Genomic DNA, 19240 nt, shown 5'->3' on the forward strand with positions numbered 1-19240 from the left:
GGAATGTGTGGATGGACGTCCTGGAGCGGGTACGGGCGCTTTGCCTCGCACTGCCGGAGGTGACCGAGCGGCCGAGTCACGGCGAACCGACCTGGTTCGTCCGGGACAAGAAGGTGTTCGTCATGTACGCCAACCAGCACCACGACGACCGGGTCGGGTTCTGGTGCGCGGCACCGCCCGGCGTCCAGCAGTCGCTGGTCGAGGAGGATCCGGAGCACTTCTACCGGCCGCCGTACGTCGGCCACCGCGGCTGGCTCGGCGTGTACCTGGACGTCGACACGATCGACTGGGGGCACCTCGAAGACATCGTCGAGGACGCCTACCGCCAGATCGCACCGAAGACCCTGATCGCCCGGCTGGACGAGACCTAGTCCGTCAGCGCCACGTCGGTCTGCTGCAGGTGGGGGATCTCCGGGCTCCAGAGATCGGCGTGCTCAGGTGACGGCCACGTCCACGACCGGACCTGTGCGTCGCTCCGGCGGCCGAAGACCGCCCGGAACAGCTCGTACGACGACGTCCGCGCCTCGGCGACGGGATCGCCCGACCCGAGCTGGTAGGTCCCATCCGGTGTGACGATGGAGAGCGATCCCTGCACGTCCTCCGACGGCGGATCGGACAGCAGCCACTCCAGTGTGCCGATCCACAGCTCCGACGGTGGTCGCTGCCCGGTCCCGAGCGCTCCATGCAGGTCGGCCTCGTGCGTCCCGGAGTCGACCCACGGATTGCACACGAGCGGATTCGAGGTCGTCTCGCCGAGAATCACGCGCTCGAGTGCCGGTCCGGTCTCCGCCCACTCGTCGAGGATCGCGTCGATCGGCATCGAACGGCGTGCGTCCACTTGCACCGCGGTCCACGGCGGCCGAGGCGCGCCCTGGACGTTGCCCGCGGCGAAGTCGGCGGCCACTCCGGCGAGGTGGGACACCAGGTTGTGCACGGTCCACTCCGGGCAGGCCGGCACCTGGCGGTCCAGGTCAGCCGCGTCGAGACCGCGGATGGCAGCGGTCACCCGTTCCCGGGTCGCGCGGTACAGCTCTGCGCTGGTCGTCGAGTCCATCACTACCTCCTTTGCTCATGATGACGAACGAACGCGCTCCGGATCGACAACTGCGCCGGATAGGGTGACGCGATGGTGAAGGGTGGGGTCGGGCCGCGACTGGCCATTGCGCTGGCGTTCGGCAGTTCGGGCGCCGTCATGGTGCTGGAACTGGTCTCGTTGCGGCTCGTGGCGCCGTACATCGGGCTGACGCTGGAGACGAATACGGCGGTGATCGGCGTCGCGCTGGCCGCGATCGCCACCGGTGCCGCGCTGGGTGGTCGCTTCGCGGACGCGGTCCCGCCGGCCCGGACGCTGGGTCCGTTGACGATCTTCGCCGGTGCGCTGGTGATGCTGGTGCTTCCGGTTGTGCGCTGGACCGGTGAGGGGTTGCGGGGCGGTGGCACTGACCTGGTGTTCCTCGTGCTGGCGATCGCCCTGTTCGTGCCGGCGTCGCTGCTCGCGGCGGTGACGCCGATGGTGACCAAGCTGCGGCTGGAGTCACTGGCCGAGACCGGCACGGTGGTCGGCCGCCTGTCGGCGTACGCGACTGTCGGCGGGATCGCGGGCACGGTGCTGACTGGGTTCGTGTTCGTGGCGAAGACCCCGATCAGCACGATCGTGCTCACCCTCGGCGGTCTGCTGGTCGTCGCCGGTGCGGCCCTGACCGTCGTACTGCGAGGTCGTCAGGCGGCCGTGAAACCGGTGGCGCTGGCGCTGATCGGTGCCACCCTGACGATCGTCGCGCCGCGGCCGTGTGAGGTGGAGACGGCGTACCACTGTGCTCGCGTGGTGGCGGATCCGAACCGGGAGGGTGGACGCACGCTGTACCTCGACCAGCTGCGGCACTCGTACGTCGATCTGGACGACCCGACACATCTGGAGTTCGAGTACATCAAGAACTTCGCGGCCGCGATCGACGGCAGTTGGCCGGCCACCAAGTCGCTGGACGCGCTGCATGTCGGTGGTGGCGGGCTGACCATGCCGCGGTATCTGACCGCGACCCGGCCGGGCACCCACAACAAGGTGTACGAGATCGACTCCGCGGTCGTCGAGCTGGACCAGAAACAGCTGGGTGTGCGGACCGGACCGGATCTCGATGTCGTCGTCCGGGACGGCCGGCTCGGCGTGCGCGACGAGGCGACGGACAGCCGCGACCTGGTGATCATGGACGCGTTCAGCGGTCTGTCGGTGCCGTGGCACCTGACCACGCGCGAGCTGGTCGCCGACGTACGCCGGGTGTTGCGTCCGGACGGGGTGTACCTGATCAACGTGATCGACTTCGGCGAGGCCGCGTTCCTCAAGGCGGAGATCGCGACGGTCGCCGCGGAGTTCCCGCAGGTCGCGGTGGTCGCGCGCAAGGACGAGCTCGCCGGGCGGAGCGGTGGCAACTTCGTGCTGGTCGCTTCGGATCGGCCGATCGAGCTGGCGGCGATCGCGGCCAAGGTCGAGCCGGCGATGCAGGTGCAACAGGATCTGACCGGATTCGTCGGCAACGCGCCGGTGCTCACCGACGACTATGCGCCGGTCGACCAGTTGCTCACGCCGTACGTCAGCTGAGACACGAGCCGCCGGAGTTGTGCTCCGGGGCGCGGGCTTGTTGCATGAGGTCATGCACCCACGCGCAGGCCAGCCAGCTCAGCCCGAGGACCTCGTCGATGTCGAGGCGATGCTGACGGCGTACGACGAGATCACGCCGGATGTGGACAACCCCGCCCAGAAGGTCGTCTTCGGGACCTCGGGCCACCGTGGTTCGAGCCTGGACGGTGCTTTCAACGAGGCGCACATCCTGGCCATCACGCAGGCGATCTGCGAGTACCGGGCCGGTGAGGGGACAGCCGGGCCGCTGCTGGTCGGCCGGGACAGCCACGGCCTGTCGGAGCCGGCGTGGCGGACTGTGCTCGAGGTGCTCGCGGGCAACGGCGTACAGACGCTCGTCGACAGCGCGGACCGGCTCACGCCGACGCCCGCCGTGTCGCACGCGATCCTGCGGCTCAACCGTGGTGCCGGGGCCGGTGCGGACGGCATCGTGATCACGCCGTCGCACAACCCGCCGCGGGACGGCGGGATCAAGTACAACCCGCCGCACGGCGGACCGGCGGACTCGGACGCGACCGGCTGGATCGCCGCCCGCGCGAACGAGTTGATCGCCGGCGGCAATCGCGAGGTACGACGTACGCCGTTCGACCAGGCCAGGTCGCAGGCGGGGGAGTACGACTACGTCGGCCATTACGTCGACGACCTGCCCTCGGTGCTGAACCTGGACGCGATCCGCACGGCCGGCGTGAAGATCGGCGCCGACCCGCTCGGTGGTGCGAGTGTGGACTACTGGGCGGCGATCGCGGAACGGCATGGTCTCGACCTGACCGTGGTGAACCCGCGGGTCGACCCGGCCTGGTCGTTCATGACGCTGGACCACGACGGCAAGATCCGGATGGACTGCTCGTCGCCGTACGCGATGGCCTCGCTGGTCGCCCAGCGGGACCGGTACGACGTGGCGACCGGGAACGACGCGGACGCGGACCGGCACGGCATCGTCACCCCGGACGCCGGCCTGATGAACCCGAACCACTACCTGGCCGTCGCGATCTCCTACCTGTTCGCCAACCGCCAGTGGGGTCCGGACGTCGCGGTCGGCAAGACGCTCGTGTCGTCGTCGCTGATCGACCGCGTGGTCGCAGATCTGGGCCGACGACTGTGGGAGGTGCCGGTCGGCTTCAAGTGGTTCGTACCGGGACTGATCGACGGTTCGGTCGGCTTCGGCGGCGAGGAATCGGCGGGCGCGAGCTTCCTGCGCTTCGACGGCACGGTGTGGACCACGGACAAGGACGGCATTCTGCTGGCGCTGCTGGCCAGTGAGATCACCGCCGTCACCGGCGAGACGCCGTCGCAAGCGCACGCGAAGCTGGTCGATCGGTTCGGCGCCTCGGCGTACTCACGGGTGGACGCTCCGGCGACGCGCGAGCAGAAGGCCAAGCTGTCGGCACTGTCCGCGGACGCGGTCACCGCGACCGAGCTGGCGGGTGAGCCGATCCTGGACCGGATGACGAGTGCTCCCGGCAACGGCGCCGCGATCGGTGGGCTGAAGGTCACCACCGAGTCGGCGTGGTTCGCCGCCCGTCCGTCCGGGACCGAGGACCTCTACAAGATCTACGGCGAGTCCTTCAAGGGCGCCGACCACCTCGAGCAGGTCTTCGAGCAGGCCCGCGAGGTGGTCTCCAAGGCGCTGGGCTAACGCACGAAGGCGTCGAGCAACCGGTCCAGGTCCGCGGCGGGGTCGTTGGTGAGCCCGCTGTGGATAGGACCGGGGTGTACGACGGTACTGCGGGGAGCGGCGAGCCACCGGAAACGCTCGCCGATCCCGGTCGACGCGGCGGGACCGACGGCCGGGTCGCCGGCGCAGATCGCCCGGATGTGCTCGAGTGATGCGCACACCACGTCCACGTCGACGGCCGGATCCAGCGCCTTGAGCCGATCCGGATCGACATCCCACGCGGCGCCCAGGAAGTCCAAGGCACGGCAGTAGAGCACCGCACCCACATTGATGAACTCACCGCGCTGGATTCGCGGCGCCGCTCGCAGAATGACGTAGTCGAAAGGCACGAGAGAACTCATCGACGTCCTCGCTTCGCTCCGGGCGCCGATGAGGCACGATCGGGCTGTGCTGTCTTGATGCCCTCGCTTCGCTCGGTCATCGCGCACCACCAGGGAGCCAGGCGGACCGCTTGTCCAGCCGTGCGGTCAGATAGTCGAGGTACCGCTCCCGATCGCCGTCTTCCAGCCACTCGTTCGGCACCAGCCCGATCACCTCGGTCAGCAGCTCCGGCGTGATCGCAGCCGCCAGTTCCGCGTCCACCCCGGGTACGTCGGGTGTCGCGATCGAGAACACGTGGTCGGAGGCGTCGTACGGGAGGGTCGCGAACTTCTCGGCCGGCATCCAGGAGTGGTGGAAGTACAACGCGGCGCCGTGGTCGATCAGCCAGAGGTTCTTGTGCCAGACCAGCAGGTTCGTGTTGCGCCAGGACCGGTCCACGTTGGCGACGAACGCGTCCAGCCACAGGATCCTGGCCATCGCCTGATCGCCCGGGTTGCCGGCCGAACCGTCGTACCCGAAGGAGCCGGGCAGGAAGTCGACGGCCAGGTTGAGGCCGGCGCTGCGGATCAGCAGTTCCTGGATCTCGAAGTCCGGTTCGGACTTGCCGATCGCCGGGTCGAGCTGGATCAGCTTGAGCTCCGGCACCCGCAGGCCGAGCCGGCGGAACAACTCGCCGACGATGATCTCGGCGACCAGTGCCTTCGGGCCCTGGCCGGCGCCGTGGAACTTGATCACGTACGTGCCGAGATCGTTGCCTTCGACAACGCCAGGCAGCGAACCGCCCTCGCGCAACGGCAACACGTAGCGTGTGGCGGTGATGGTCGGCAGAGTCACGCGGCAGAGCCTAACCGGTTTGCTGTCGGGTACCGGCCGAGGGTGAGGCTACCGTTCTTCGGGGTGGAGGAGGAGTTACTGCTCGTATCCGCCACCGGTCATCCACTCCCGCGCAGCAAGGCCGTCGTGGCGGGCGTGCAGGATCTCGATGTCGAGCTCGAGCTGACTCGGGCCATGGTCGAGATCAACACGCCGGTCTGCGAGACGTCGACCGAGCTGCGTGCTCACTTGTCCGACATGCGTTCCAAGCTCGCGGACGCGGCCGCAGCTGAGGGCGCCCGGCTGCTGGCGATCGCCGTACCTCCGCACGGGCAGGCGGCCCAGTCGATCACCCGGAAGCCACGGTATGAGGAGTTGGCGGGGCAGTGGGGTCTGCTGGCGCGCGAGCAAGGAGTCTGCGGGTGTCACGTCCATGTCGACGTGACCGGCAAGGAGACAGCGGTCCGGGTCAGCAACCACCTGCGGCCCTGGCTGCCGGTCTTACTCGCCCTCACCACGAACTCGCCGATCTATCTCGATCAGGACACCGGTTTCGCGAGTTGGCGGTGGTTGATGACGACCCGCTGGCCGTGCGCCGGTCCGCCGCCGTACCTGGAGTCGGTCGAGCACTACGACGCCTTGGTGGCAATGCATCTGGCGGCGGGCACGCTCATCGACGAGCGGATGGTCTATTGGGACATCCGGCCGTCCTCACACCTGCCCACGGTGGAGGTTCGGGTCAGCGACGTACCCCTGACCATCGACGAGACGGTGTTGCTGGCCACCCTCATCCGTGCCCTGGTGATGACAGCCTTGGACGACGGCACCAAGGGTCCGTCGCTGGAGCCGGAGGTACTGCGGGCGGCGTACTGGCTGGCCGCACGCGACGGGATGACCGGCAACGGTTTGGACGTTCGCACGGCCGAGTCGCTGCCGATGGCCGAGGTGGTTGAGCGGTTGCGGCAGCATGTGGAGCCGGCACTGCAGGAGCTTGACGCGCTCGACCTGGTGACTGACGGCATCCAGCGGATCCTGACCGACGGCAACGGCGCGGTGAAGCAACGCAAGGCCTTCTGCGCGGGCGGCGACGTGACTGACGTCACCGAGATCACCCCGGCGCCGAAGAAGTGAGCTTCACGCTTTCACAATCCCCGCAGTATGGCGTTATGCCGAGAGCAGATTCAGCCCCTGATCCGGCGGAAATCCCGTGGTCGGCGACCTGTTGCCGAAGTACGGTCCGTTGGTCATTTTCCGCCGAAGGGGATATCAATGATGAGTTTTCGAAGAGCCGTGAGGGTACTTCTTCCGGCTGTTCTGCTGTCCGCCGCCGTGGTGCCGATCGGTGCCGCGGCGCAGGCAGCGACGTGTAGCGTCCCGAGTCTCGGGACGCTGACGCGTGCGGATCTTCCGGCCGGGACCTCCGTGGTCGACTGTCAGGCCACGGGACGTGTCCTGCGGGTTGGCAACGCAGGCGTGGAGATCCCCGCTCCCGGGCACGGCGTGGGGATCGCGGCCGTGTCCGCGACGGGAGCCGAGGAGGTCCTCCAGGTCTCGGTCTCCACCGACGGCCGGATCTCGTACCCGCAATTCACCGAGCACAACACCGGCAGTCTCGACGTGACGGCTTCGCCGTCGGCCTGCAGTGACGGAGCCTATTCGCTGACCGGCACGGAATGGTTCGGCACGAAATACAAGTGGTACATCGGTGACGGTGGAATGCCGGGAGCGCTGTCCCAGTCGAAGGCGCAGGCGGCCTTCGCCGATGTCATCAACAACATCACCGGCAGCTACAACGACTGCGGCTACACCGACCAGGTGAGCGCCCTCAGTCAGTACATGGGAACGACGACCTACGAGTCCGACATCTCGTCCACCACCACCTGTACGACGCGGGACGGCGAGAGCACCTGGGATGCGGGCAACCTGTCGACGGGCGTCCTGGCGGCCACCTGCTGGTGGTACCAGCCTTCCGGTCAGGCCACCAACCTCACCGTGGAAGCCGACGTGCGCTACAACACGACCGACTACAACTTCACGGACAGCCCGAGCACCTGCACGTCGCAGTACGACGTCCGGGAGGTCGGGACGCACGAGGCCGGTCACGTCTTCGGCCTGGGACATGTCGGTTCCGGCCATACGAATCTGACCATGTACACGGCGTCGAACGCCTGTGACACCAAGGAAAGAACCCTCGGCAAGGGGGACGTGCTGGGCCTGCGAGCCCTGTACTGACGGGCGACTCCCGGTAGAGCGCCGCTCTACCCGGAGTTCTCCGGCCTAGGGCACGTCTCTCAGTTCCCTGCGTGCTGCGCGGCACTCGGCGGGCACATCGCGGCGTTGGAGGACAAGGCACGGAGAAACCCACTCCGAGCCTCGCCCTCCGCCTTGCGCTGCACTCCCGGTGACGTCACTGGCACCCGCTCGCTACTGCAGGGAACCGAGAGACGTGCGCTAGTGCCTCAGGAAGTCCTCGAGGCCGTGGAGGTCGTCGGTGTTGATGTGGTCGACACCGACGACCTTGAGCTCGGTCCAGACCGCTTCCCGGGCCGCGCCCGGCAGGTCCGGCGTCTCCCAGAAGCGCACCCGGTAGCCGGCGTGGTGAGCGGTCACCACGATGTCGTGCAGCTTGACCTGCTCGTCGGTCGGCATCGGACCGACGCCCTTCCAGGTGAACACGTTCGTCCAGTTGTCGCTCACCAACGGCATCAACGAAGCGGGCATCCCCGACTGCAGGTCGCCGAGCCGGCCGTCGTACCCGGCGTACCGGACCTTCTGCGCCTGCAGTACGTCCAGCGGCCGGTTGCCGCTGACCACCGACGTCACCGCGCCCTTCAGCACGCGTCCGTGGATGAACACGGTGCTGATGCCGCGATACTTCTGCAGCGCCTCGTCCACCGCGGCGTACGTCGACGGCCCGTCGCTCTTGATGTCGATAAGCAACTGGAAGTCGCGCCCGTGCCGGTACACCTGCCCGTGGTTCTCCCGGACCCGATCGGCCAACGGCTTCAGATACAGGCTCTCCAGCGTGCGACCCGGTACGGCGTCGTCCAGGTCGTGTGCGACCCGCAGCTCGCCGTCGACCAGCCACACGTCCGCCTCGACACTGTTGAACCCACGGTCCAGTGCATCCTGCAGCGGACGCCGGTGGTCGTAGTCGTTGTGCGCATGTGCGGAAGGCAGTGCCCGGAAGGCCGGAGCGTCGTACGCCTTGGGAAGCCTGAAGCCGTTCTCCTGGACGACGGGACGCAACCGGTCGGGGTAGTCGGTGATGATCCCGTCGACACCGTCGTCGATCAGCGACTGCATGGTCGGCGGATCGTCGACGGTCCACGGGATCACCTTCATCCCGGCCTTGTGCGCCGACTTCACCATGTCCGCGGTGACGTACGGGCGGTAGTCCGGGTCGGTGACCTTGCCGTCCTGCGGGAACCCGTGCACCGGCGAGATGGCCGAGGCACCGAACGACTTCGTCGCCTTGACCAGGTCGCCACCGAAGTCGTCGATGTCCAGGCCGCCCAGCCACGGCGACTTGCCCGGCTGGCCGACCTGCAGGAAGTCGAAGTTGGTCAGCGCGACCAGCGGCAGCTCGGGCGCGACCTGGCGCATCCGCATCAGCGATCCCCAGTCGAAGCTCTGGATCGTCACCTGCCGGCCGATCTTCGCCGTGCGGACCTCGCGCGCGACGACCTGGACGAACTGCTCGCGCGGAGCGGTCTCCGACGGTGCACCCGCCTCGACCTTGGTCTCGATGTTCAGCTTCACGTCGTTCGCGTGGTAGCGGTGCACGAGCGCGAAGATGTCGCGCAGCTCGGGCATCCGCGCGCCCGGATCGGGCTGCTGACCGGGGAAGCCGGCCTGCGGCAGCGAACCGCAGTCGAGCTGCTTGACCTGCTTCAGGGTCAGCGTGTTGATGAACTTGCCGACGTACGGGTACTCCGGGTCGTTCGGCGTGTACGGCGCGGTGTCGCGGCATTTGGACCCGGTGACCTTGCGGTCGTGGGTGACCACGGCGTACCCGTCCTGGGTGATCTGGACGTCCAGCTCGAGTGTGCTGACGCCGAGCTCGAGACCGTGCGAGAAGGACGCGATCGTGCTCTCCACGGTCAGTCCGAGACCGCCGCGGTGAGCCTGGACGTCGAAGCCGCCACGGTGGGCCGAGGCCGGTACGGCGACCAGTCCCTGGGCGACCAGACCGGCAGCGAGGGCAAGCGGAAGCAGCGCGCGGGGGAGGCGGCGCATGAGGGGTTCCTTCCGGAGGGGTGGGCGGACGTCCCCGAGGCTGGCTGCCGCAGGGATACCTGTCCCTTCGTGAAGGTAGCCGAGAAACGGCCGACGGGTGACCGCCGCGTGTCGCCGTTCGATTACGGAGCGGAGATGACGTCCCGTACGGACTGGACCCGCAGTCCTCGTGAGTACAGCTACTCGTATTGGAGCGCTTCGAGCGGATTCAGCCGGGCCGCGCGCCGGGCCGGCCAGATCGCGGCGAAGATGCCGACCACCACCGACACGATCGCGAAGATCACCAGTTGACTGGTCGGAATCGTGAAGGTGATCTCCTCCAGCCGGGAGGCCAGCAGCGATGCGAGGACGAGGCCGAGCACGATCCCGATCACCGCGCCGATCAGGGCGGTGATCACGCTCTCCTGCCGGATCATCCGCTTCACCTGCAAGCGCGTCAGCCCGATCGCGCGCAACATGCCGAGCTCCCGCGTTCGCTCGAAAACGGTCAGCACCAAGGTGTTGACAATGCCGAACAGACTCACCAGGACCGAGAGCGCGAGCAGGACGTAGAGCACGTTCAGGATGCTCTTCACGCTGTCGGTCTGCGCCTTCTTGAACTCCTCGCGCGTCATTGCCTTGGCGTTCGGGAAGGTGCTCAGTGCGTTGCCCAGGGCCGCCGTGTTCTCCGCGGTCACACCGCCGCGCATGTTGACGAACGTGTAGATGTTGAGCGGCTGCGACGTGGTCGAGTCGAACGTCTCGGTCGAGATCGTCACGTTGCCGAACGGCGAGCCGCCGGCCGGCGGGCGGAAGACGCCACGGACCTGGAGTTGCAGGACCTTCCCGGTCGCCGTCTCCATCGCGAACCGTGAGCCTTGGGAGAGCGCGTGGTTGTCGGCGTACTCGGCATCGACGATCGCGCCGTCGGCACCGAGTTCCCCGAGGGATGCCTGGGAGCCCGACCGCCAGTCGAACGTCAGCAGTCCGGGCGCCTCGGCATCGACGGCGGTGATCGTGATCGTCTTGTCGAACGCCTTCGCCTGGCCGCCGCGCACGCTGGTCTGGGTCTCGACGCCCGGGACTTCGGCCACGGCGGCCGCGACCGTCGGTGGCAACGGGCTGAAGTTGTTCTGCGCGGTGATGGCGTAGTCGGCGCTGAAGATCCCGTCCACGGCCTGCTCGAACGGCTTGATGATGCCCGCACCGAGGGTGGCAACCAGAGTGACCAGCGCGAGTCCGATCATCAGCGCGGCGGCGGTCGACGCCGTCCGGTGCGGATCGCGCCGGCTGTTCTGGCCGCCGATCGCGACCGCGGGTCCGTCAGGGAGTACTCGCGGGAACTCGGCGGGCCGCCCTCGGAGTCGTCGTACCAGCCAGAGCGGGAACAAGAAGAACGGCCAGGCGATCGCGGTCAGTACGACGACCGCCCAGCGGGCGACGGGATCGGACACGGCGGCGAGTGGCCGGACGAGTCGGGCGGAGAACAGGGCGATGCCGATGAACAGCAGCAGTACGCCGGCACCGAGCAACGACAGCAGCGTGCTGGTCGACAATCCGTCGACGAACAATCCGATCAGCACGAGCGCGATCCCAGCCACGGCGAGCAGCGCGGCTCCGAGCGGGCGGAAGCGATGCAACCGGCCCGGCATGAGCGTTGCGCCCTCCCGGACCGCGGCGATCGGTGGCACCCGGGTCGCCCGCCACGCCGGCCGAAGGCTCGCCAGCACGGTGACCAGTACGCCGACCGCCAGCGCGACGATGATCGTCCGGGTCCGGAAGACCAGGCCGTTGTTCGGCAGGGTGAAACCGACCGCGTCGAACAGCTTGAACAACCCGGTCGCGATCGCGAGCCCGAGGAACAGCCCGACCACCGCCGACACGAGCCCGGTCACGAGCGCTTCCAGTACGACGGTGCCGAGGATCTGGCGGCGCGAGGCCCCGAGGGTGCGCAGGGTGGCGAACTCGCGGGTCCGCTGGGCGATCGTGATCGACAGCGAGTTGGCGATCACGAACGAGCCGACGAACAGTGCGATCCCGCCGAAGACCAGCAGGAACGTCTGCAAGAAGCTGGTGAAGCTGCTGGTCCCGGCCGCGTCCTCGGCCGCCTGGTCCTCGGCCGACCGGACCTGCGTCGCCTCGGGCAGGATCGGCCGCACCGCGTCGAGCAGTTGCTGCTCGCTGGTTCCGTCTTTCTTCGCGATCAGGATCTGGTCCAGCTTGCCCGTCTTGTCGAGCAACCTCTGCGCGGTGCCGAGCTCGAACCCGGCCAGCGTCGCACCGCCGATCGACGACACCGCCCCGAACTCGACCAGCCCGGCGATGCGCATCTGTTCGGCCGGCCCACGCGCCTGTACGCGGATCGAGTCGCCGGCCGCGAATCCCTTCTCCTGCGCGCTGTGTGTGTCGATCACGACCTCACCCGGCGCGGGCCACGCACCGGAGACGAGAGTGAGTGAATTGAACTGCGGCAGCGCGGGATCCACGCTGAAGGCCAGGTTCGGGGCACCGCCGAAGACGATGGACTTGCCGTCCTTGCCGATCAGTTGCGCTTCGCCGCCCACCCCACCACCGGCGGCACCGACCTCCGGCAGTTCCCGGACCTGCGTGAGCAGGCCGGCATCGAACGGCGGCGCGGTGACGGTCCCGTCCTCCTCCGCGTCGAACGCCGTCTTCCCGGTGATCGCCGCATCGGTGTTCTTGTAGTTCTCGGTGAAGATCGAGTCGAACGCGGACGTGATCGAGTCGGTCAGCACGTACGTGCCCGAGATCAGCGCGACGCCGAGGACGACACCGATCGCGGTCAGCGCGGAGCGGAGCTTGCGGGCCAGCAATCCCTGGACCGCGAACCGGATCACTGCAGGTCCAGCGTGTCGATGATCTGCAGGATCTCGTGCTGGCTGGAGCGACCGGTCTCCTTCACGATCTCGCCGTCGGCCAGGTACAGGACCCGGTCTGCCATCGCGGCCGCGCGGGCGTCATGCGTGACCATGACCGTGGTCTGGCCGTACTCGTCGACCGAGCCGCGCATCAGCGCCAGGATCTCGCCGCTGGTCCGCGAGTCCAGGTTGCCGGTCGGCTCGTCGGCGAACACCACCGTCGGCCGTGACACCAGGGCTCGCGCGATCGCGACGCGCTGCTGCTGGCCGCCGGACAGTTCGGCCGGCCGGTGCTCGAGGCGGTCGGCGAGGCCGACCCGCTCGACCAGGTTCTCGAAGTACTGCGGATCCGGCTTCGTGCCCGCGATCGTCAGCGGCAGCACGATGTTGTCGCGGGCACTGAGCATCGGCAGCAGGTTGAAGAACTGGAAGATGAAGCCGATGTGCTGACGGCGCAGCTTGGTCAGCGCGTCGTCACCGAGAGTCGTGATCTCGATCCCGTCGATCCGCACCGAGCCTGACGTCGGCCGGTCCAGCCCCGCCAGGATGTGCATCAGCGTGGACTTGCCCGAGCCGGACGGTCCCATCACCGCGGTCAGTTGCCCTGGATCGATCTGCACGCTCACGCCGCGTAGAGCCCGGACCTCGGTGTCGCCCTCGCCGTACACGCGGACGACGTCCTCCGCGTGCACCACCCCGGTGTTCGTGCGTGCTGCTGTCCCCTCCGTGCCGATCATCGCCCCTCCCGACGGATCAGCGGCCCCCAGCCGATCGAATCGGTCCCCGGTCCCGAGTCTGCTCTCTTCCGGCGGTCAGATCCAGCCCCGCCGGGCCGCGTGGAAGCCGAGCTGGAGGCGGGTGTCGGCGGAAACCAGGTCCATCAGGGCGCGGACCCGCCGCTGGACCGTGCGCATGGACAGGTTGAGCTGGTTGGCCACCGCCTGGTCGGTCAGGCCGGCCAGGAGCAGACCGAGGATCTTGGCGTCGAGCTCGGGGAGACCGTCCGACGAGCCCTCGACCATGCCGTTCGTGCCGAGCACCAGAGGGAGTCCGTCGCGCCACACGCGGTCGAACAGGGCGAGCAACGCGTCGAGCATGCCGCTGCTGTGCACGATCAAGGCACCAATGGCGCCACCTGGTCCGGACAACAACGGGACGAGCGCGATGCGACGATCCACGATCAGCAACCGCATGGGCAGCTCCTGAACGACGCGAACCTCTTCACCGGCGTTCAGTGAGTCGGACGCGGCGGCGAAGAATCCCGGCCGGTCGAAGGCGCTCCGCTCGATCATCACGCGATACCGGACTCCACGGGTGACGGCGGCGTCCTCCTCCTTGTTGTCCTCAGGCGGAACCACGGCGATGTCGGCCTTCACGAACCCGAGGACCTCCTCCCGCGCCGACATCTGCAGCTGGGCGAACCGCTGACCGACCGCGTTGGCGCCGCGGACGACGTCCACGACGTCGCTGATCGACCGCTCGGTGTCGGTGCCCCGGTAGACCTCGGCCAGCGACTCGATCTCGCGTTGCGCCCGCCGCAACTCCTCCTCGCGCTGGACCGCGAGTGCGGCGAGTGCGACCGAGGGCGGCGAGGCGACGTACCGATCCGTGCCGCTGCTGGACCGCGCGGCCAGGCCGAGCGTCTCCAACGAGGCCAGTGCCCGCGCCGCTTCGACCGGGTGGCAGGTGAGCCGGCTCGCCAGCTCGACAGCGTCGTACGACGGGACCTCGACGAGGGCCCGATAGGCGAATTCTTCGGAGTCATCCAGTCCGAGCACGTCGAGCACGATGCCTCCCAGCAGACGGCGATGTGGCGGCTGGACCCTGGCGGGTACCTGAATTGTCGCAATCTTGCCAGCACAGCCACCTCCTTCGCTGGCGGTTTTGCGATGGACTGACCGGCGACAATCCGTCCCGAAGGGTGTCCTCCCCATGTTTTTCCGCTTCCTGGCGCGTAAAACCCCGGCCGGTCGCTTTCTGACCGGTGCCGCGGCCATCGCGTTGCTCGCGGCCGGCGCCGTACCCGCCGCCACCGCCGCTGTCACCCCGCCTACTCCGTCCACTGGGACTGCCCGGCCGACCCTGCCGGTGCAGGTCGACGCCGCCAAGGTCGTCACCCTGATCACGGGGGACAAGGTGCAGTTGTCCCCGGCCGGCTCCGGACGCAGCAACGTCCGGTTCGTCCCTGCCGATGCCTCTGACGCCGGCTACGAGACGCGCACGGTCGGCAAGGACCTGTACGTCGTACCCGACAGTGCCGCTCGGCTGGTGAACAGCGGCAAGGTCGACCAGGCGCTGTTCAACGTCAGCGGCCTGATCCGGCAGGGGTACGACGACGCGTCCACCAACCAGATCCCGGTCATCGCGACGTACAAGCCGACAGCGCGGGCCGCTCAGCAGGCCGTCCCGGCTGGGTCCACCCGCACGCGCACCCTGTCGTCTGTCGGTGCCGCCGCGCTGCGGACCGACAAGACACAGGCTCACGACACCTGGCAATCCCTCTCGACCGGTCGGGACGTCCAGAAGCTCTGGCTCGACGCGAAGGTCAGCAAGACGCTCGACCAGAGCGTCCCGTACGTCGGCGCCCCGCAGGCGTGGGCGGCCGGGTACGACGGAACAGGTACGACGGTCGCCGTGCTGGACTCCGGCGTCGACGCGGAGCACCCGGATCTGATCGGCGCGGTCAAGGCGCAGCAGAACTTCACCGACAGCCCGGATGTCGCCGACCACGACGGTCACGGCACCCACACGTCGTCGACCGTGGCCGGTCGCGGTGTGGCTTCCAACGGCAAGAACAAGGGCGTTGCCCCGGGCACGCAACTCCTCGCGGGCAAGGTCCTGAACGACTTCGGTAGCGGCGAGCTGTCCTGGATCATCGCCGGGATGGAATGGGCCGTTGCCGAGGGCGCCGATGTGATCAGCATGAGCATCGGTACGTCGGAGCCGGTCGACTGCACCGATCCGATGGCGGCCGCCGTCGACCGGATCAGCGCGGAGTCCGGCGTACTGTTCGTGATTGCCGCCGGCAACCTCGGCGGTCCGTCGGAGGCCATCAGCAGCCCGGGATGCGCCGCCTCGGCGATGACGGTCGCGGCGACCGACCTGGCCCAGACCACGGCCGACTTCTCCAGCCGTGGACCGGTGCTGGGCAACCACGCGGTCAAGCCCGACATCGCCGGGCCCGGTGTGGACATCACCGCTGCCCGGGCCGGTGGACGTGGCGACCAGGCGTACGTCGACATGAGCGGTACGTCGATGGCGACGCCGCACGTGGCCGGTGCGGCGGCGATTCTCAAGCAGCAGCACCCGGACTGGAACGGGCAGGAATTGAAGGCTGCTTTGCAGAACTCGGTGCGCTCCGAGAGCAAGGTCGGGATCTATGAGCAGGGCGCGGGTGAGCTTGACGTCGCCCAGGCGGTCGCTTCGACTGTGACCGGCCCTAGCACGGTCGATCTCGGGACCTTTGCTTGGCCGCACACTGCAGCGCAGAAGGTCACAAAGCAGTTCACTTACCGCAACAGTGGGACGTCACCGGTGACGCTGACGTTCGCGACCGATGCGCGCGGCAACAACGGGAGGCCGTTGCCGGATTCCCTGATTCAGTTCGGCGGGGGATCGCTGACAGTGCCGGCCGGTGGGACTGCCGACCTTCCGGTCACCGTGGACCCGGCGGCCGCGTTGGACTACGGGCTGTACGGCGCGATCAGCGTCCGCGTGGTTGCTACCGGCAACGACGGACGGACGGTGGTGACGCCGTTCGGGTTCTACCTCGAGCCGCAGTACGTCGACGTCACCTTCGAGCTGATCGACCGCGACGGGAAGCCGGCCGCGTCGATCAGTTCGCTGGATGTGTTCGACCTGGACAGCATCGCGGCGCAGCGGGTCGGGTTCGACGGTGCGGACCGCACGCTCCACCTGCGGGCCGGCACGTACTCGCTCGCCGCGACGATCGCCCACGACGGCGCGGACGGATTCGTCGACTCCTACGCGTTCCTCGGCGACCCCGAGATCACGCTGACTGAGAACGCCACGATCACGTACGACGTACGGTCCGCGGCCGAGGCCAAGGTGACGACGCAGCGCCCGAGCGAGCCCCGCGGCGGCAGCCTGACATACGGTCGGATTGTCGACAACTGGATCCTCGCGTCGAGCCGCAGCTTCGGCCCGACGGTCTCGGCGGTCTACCTCGGTACGACGCCGAAGGTGCGCCGGGGCACCTTCGAGGTGATCGAGGGGTGGCAGTACGGATCACCGGCCGGCGCCAAGTCGCCGTACCTCTACAGCCTCGCGTTCACGCACGAGCAGCAGGTCAAGGGGAAGCCGGATCATCGGGTCCGTGATCGGGATCTGGCGACGATCGATGCGACGTACTACACGCCGGGGAAGCCGTACAGCTACTCCGAGTACACCGACGTGTGGCGGCCGTGGAGCATCAACCTGATCCCGACGGGCACGCGCGGGACGGTGGCGGCGCCGACTCAGGTGCAGCACTTGGTGACGGCGGATCCGGACACCAAAGTGACGCAGATGGTCGGGCATGCGGATGCGATGGCGTGGCCGTTCGCGACGCTCATGACGTCGACGGCGACGGCGTACAAACCGGGGAGCCGGCACAGCGAGAGCTGGTACAAGGCCGGGCTGCGGCCGAGCATGGTGACCGATCAGACGACCGGGCAGAAGTACGCGCCGGCGGCTCGCGACGGGAACACGATCTGGAGCAACTTCCCGAGCTGGGCGGACACGCAGCCGGGTCACTTCTCGCAGCAGGGCTTCCTGGATCTCGGCGGGACGGAACTGCTGGCGGACGGGGTGTCGCTGGGGAAGTACGGGTTCTACGGTCAGGGCGTCTGGGACGTGCCGGCCGCGGCGACGAACCTCGAGCTCGTGTACGACCTGAACCGGTGGCAACGGGGCGATTACAAGTGGGAGTCGCCGTCGACGGTCCAGACCAGGTGGAAGTGGAAGAGCTCGTCGGCTGACGCCGGGAAGCCGCTGCCGCTGCTGTTCCCGGACTACGACATGGCGGTCGACCTGAACGACCGGGCTCCGAAGCTGCCGATCTTCCCGATCACGATCACGGCCGAGTCGGGGCACTGGTACAAGGCCGGCGTATTCACCTCGGCGCGGGTGTCGGCGTCGTACGACGACGGTGCCAGCTGGACGCAGGTGCCGGTGCTGAACCTCGGTCGGAAGGCGGTGGCGCTGGTCAACAATCTGAAGGCGACCGACTTCGTCACGCTCAAGGTCGAGCTGACCGACTCCAACGGCACGTCGGTCACGCAGACGCTGAACCATTTCTACGGAATCCGCTAGAAACCGCGGAACGCCCCCGGGTCGTTGCCTTGACCGGGGGCGTTCCACCGTACGGATGCTGGTGGCAGCCGTACCGACGTTTGTGGCATCGGACCGGGAAGCGCCTCACGGCGCGTGGCCGCTCGCAGCGGCTTATTTTGGGACCCGGGGCTTGCGCCGGCCCGACACCTCGAACAGTGTAACGGGTCCCAAAACCCCTTGTCCCGTTGACATCTCGGGCTTCAAGACGCCATACCACCCGATCCCAAACTGTGCAACCACAGCCTGGTTCTGGCGCGTTGCCCGCGGCGTGTGCCGCGGTCTCGCCGCGCTGCAGCAGGGGCCGCTGGGTGGGGTGATGTGCGCTGGGCGCTACCAGAGTTGGCCGGCGCGTTCGGCGCGGGCCGCGGTCTGCAACTGATCCGCCGTCTCGACCAGCTTCGAGGCGGACAGCACCCGGTCGTGCCCGTCGTCGGCGAGATGCGCCCGCCCGGTCGCGACGATCCGCGCGAACGCCGCCGCCCGGTCGAGCGTGGTCGCGAAGTCTCCAGTCGCGACACCCCGCAGTACGGCGTCCACCATGTCCCGCACCTCGGTCGGTCCCGGCGGCTCGGCGACACCCGCGACCACCGCGTGCACCTCGGCGTATTTGCGCCCGGCGGCGAACTCGTACGACACCTCTTCAGCGTTGGAGTGCACCCACGACCGCAGCAGGTACAACCTCCACAAAGCACCCGGCAACGAGTCCGACGACGCATCCGACCACAGCTCAGCCAGTTCATCCAGCCCGTAGTCGTCCGCCAGTTTCACCACGCGAGCATGCACCTCGGCATCCTCCGAGTCCCGCACGCCCCGCACCAGCAACTCAGCCGTCCGATGCGCCACCTCAGTCACCGTCGCGGGATCAGCAGCCCCCGGCAACGACTCGAACAACTTGTTCCCCGGCATGATCGGCCGGCGCGGATTAGGACTACTCACACGCCCCATCGTGCCCGACCCCGCCCACCCCCGCACACCCACCCGGCCCGCCGCGCTCGGCGACGTACGTCACGTACGGTGATCCGGGTGTACGAGGTTGCAGGGGTGGTTCCGGTTGTGGTTCAGCTTCGATGATGACGAGGAGCTGGATCGGGAGGCGGAGTTTCTTCCGGAGCTGCCGGAGTTCGCGCAGCGGTTCGCGGGGTCGAACGTGGAGGTGCGGTGGCCGCGGCTCAACGGCGACTACTTCCTGACGATCACCGGATACACCAATCAGCCACGGACGGACAGCGATGACCTGCACACCCTGCTGACAATGGTGAGCGAGCGGCCGGGTGTGGATGGAGAGCTGTACCGGATCAGAGGTGCCTTCGGAACGATCACTGCTGCGGCTCGCGAACTCAGGGTGGAGATCTGAGGGGTCGGTACAGT

15 protein-coding genes are annotated in these 19240 nt (G+C 68.1%); 7 read left to right on the forward strand and 8 right to left on the reverse strand.

Annotated elements, in window-relative coordinates:
• Positions 1 to 11: 11 nt before the first annotated feature.
• The gene (locus E0H75_RS35445) at positions 12 to 371 is read left to right on the forward strand and encodes an MmcQ/YjbR family DNA-binding protein (protein ID WP_131518084.1); all 360 of its coding nucleotides are present in this window, start codon (positions 12 to 14) and stop codon (positions 369 to 371) included.
• Here E0H75_RS35445 and E0H75_RS35450 read toward each other — a convergent pair.
• Entirely contained in the window at positions 368 to 1054 is a 687-nt protein-coding gene (locus tag E0H75_RS35450; protein ID WP_131518085.1) for a maleylpyruvate isomerase family mycothiol-dependent enzyme, read from the reverse strand. The two genes, E0H75_RS35445 and E0H75_RS35450, sit on opposite strands and share 4 nt — an antisense overlap.
• A gap of 72 nt (positions 1055 to 1126) precedes the next feature.
• Between E0H75_RS35450 and E0H75_RS35455 the strand changes: the two genes are divergently transcribed.
• Together E0H75_RS35455 and pgm are read left to right on the forward strand one after the other, a co-directional pair.
• A complete protein-coding gene (locus E0H75_RS35455; RefSeq protein ID WP_131518086.1) occupies positions 1127 to 2593 on the forward strand; it encodes a fused MFS/spermidine synthase in 1467 nt (488 codons plus the stop codon).
• Between the two features lie 52 nt (positions 2594 to 2645).
• Positions 2646 to 4268 carry a phosphoglucomutase (alpha-D-glucose-1,6-bisphosphate-dependent) gene (gene pgm / locus E0H75_RS35460; protein ID WP_131518087.1) on the forward strand — a complete coding sequence of 541 codons (1623 nt, stop codon included), beginning with the start codon at positions 2646 to 2648 and terminating at the stop codon, positions 4266 to 4268.
• Here the strand turns inward: pgm and E0H75_RS35465 are convergent.
• Positions 4265 to 4648 (reverse strand): DUF3037 domain-containing protein, encoded by a 384-nt coding sequence (locus E0H75_RS35465; protein ID WP_131518088.1) that lies wholly within the window; start codon positions 4646 to 4648, stop codon positions 4265 to 4267. The genes pgm and E0H75_RS35465 overlap by 4 nt on opposite strands.
• Positions 4649 to 4724: 76 nt before the next feature.
• Positions 4725 to 5462, reverse strand: coding sequence for a HipA family kinase (locus E0H75_RS35470; protein WP_131518089.1), 738 nt, complete (start codon positions 5460 to 5462; stop codon positions 4725 to 4727).
• Between the two features lie 42 nt (positions 5463 to 5504).
• Here E0H75_RS35470 and E0H75_RS35475 point away from each other — a divergent pair, with 42 nt between their 5' ends.
• Together E0H75_RS35475 and E0H75_RS35480 are read left to right on the forward strand one after the other, a co-directional pair.
• Positions 5505 to 6572: a carboxylate-amine ligase gene (locus E0H75_RS35475; protein WP_131518090.1), complete on the forward strand. Its 1068-nt coding sequence runs from the start codon at positions 5505 to 5507 to the stop codon at positions 6570 to 6572.
• A gap of 159 nt (positions 6573 to 6731) precedes the next feature.
• Complete coding sequence (locus E0H75_RS35480) at positions 6732 to 7673, forward strand: matrixin family metalloprotease (RefSeq protein WP_238163471.1); 942 nt, start codon at positions 6732 to 6734, stop codon at positions 7671 to 7673.
• 219 nt (positions 7674 to 7892) lie between these two features.
• Here E0H75_RS35480 and E0H75_RS35485 read toward each other — a convergent pair whose 3' ends face one another.
• From E0H75_RS35485 to E0H75_RS35500, 4 genes are all read right to left on the reverse strand, one after another.
• Positions 7893 to 9680, reverse strand: coding sequence for a glycerophosphodiester phosphodiesterase family protein (locus tag E0H75_RS35485; RefSeq protein ID WP_131518092.1), 1788 nt, complete (start codon positions 9678 to 9680; stop codon positions 7893 to 7895).
• Between the two features lie 179 nt (positions 9681 to 9859).
• A complete protein-coding gene (locus E0H75_RS35490) occupies positions 9860 to 12517 on the reverse strand; it encodes an ABC transporter permease (protein WP_131518093.1) in 2658 nt (885 codons plus the stop codon).
• On the reverse strand, positions 12514 to 13275 hold the full coding sequence (locus E0H75_RS35495; RefSeq protein ID WP_131518094.1) for an ABC transporter ATP-binding protein: 762 nt from the start codon (positions 13273 to 13275) through the stop codon (positions 12514 to 12516). Before E0H75_RS35495 ends, E0H75_RS35490 begins: the two co-directional genes overlap by 4 nt.
• A 75-nt stretch (positions 13276 to 13350) precedes the next feature.
• On the reverse strand, positions 13351 to 14325 hold the full coding sequence (locus E0H75_RS35500; RefSeq protein WP_202873330.1) for a helix-turn-helix transcriptional regulator: 975 nt from the start codon (positions 14323 to 14325) through the stop codon (positions 13351 to 13353).
• Positions 14326 to 14470: 145 nt separating this feature from the next.
• On the opposite strand from E0H75_RS35500, the gene E0H75_RS35505 reads away from it, so the two are divergent.
• Positions 14471 to 17851: a S8 family serine peptidase gene (locus E0H75_RS35505; protein WP_131518095.1), complete on the forward strand. Its 3381-nt coding sequence runs from the start codon at positions 14471 to 14473 to the stop codon at positions 17849 to 17851.
• Positions 17852 to 18202: 351 nt separating this feature from the next.
• Here E0H75_RS35505 and E0H75_RS35510 read toward each other — a convergent pair whose 3' ends face one another.
• Positions 18203 to 18808 carry a hypothetical protein gene (locus tag E0H75_RS35510; RefSeq protein WP_131518096.1) on the reverse strand — a complete coding sequence of 202 codons (606 nt, stop codon included), beginning with the start codon at positions 18806 to 18808 and terminating at the stop codon, positions 18203 to 18205.
• Positions 18809 to 18905: 97 nt separating this feature from the next.
• On the opposite strand from E0H75_RS35510, the gene E0H75_RS35515 reads away from it, so the two are divergent.
• Entirely contained in the window at positions 18906 to 19226 is a 321-nt protein-coding gene (locus tag E0H75_RS35515; protein ID WP_131518097.1) for a hypothetical protein, read from the forward strand.
• The last annotated feature ends 14 nt before the right edge of the window (positions 19227 to 19240 follow it).

This window comes from Kribbella capetownensis (assembly GCF_004331485.1).
Lineage (GTDB): Bacteria > Actinomycetota > Actinomycetes > Propionibacteriales > Kribbellaceae > Kribbella > Kribbella capetownensis.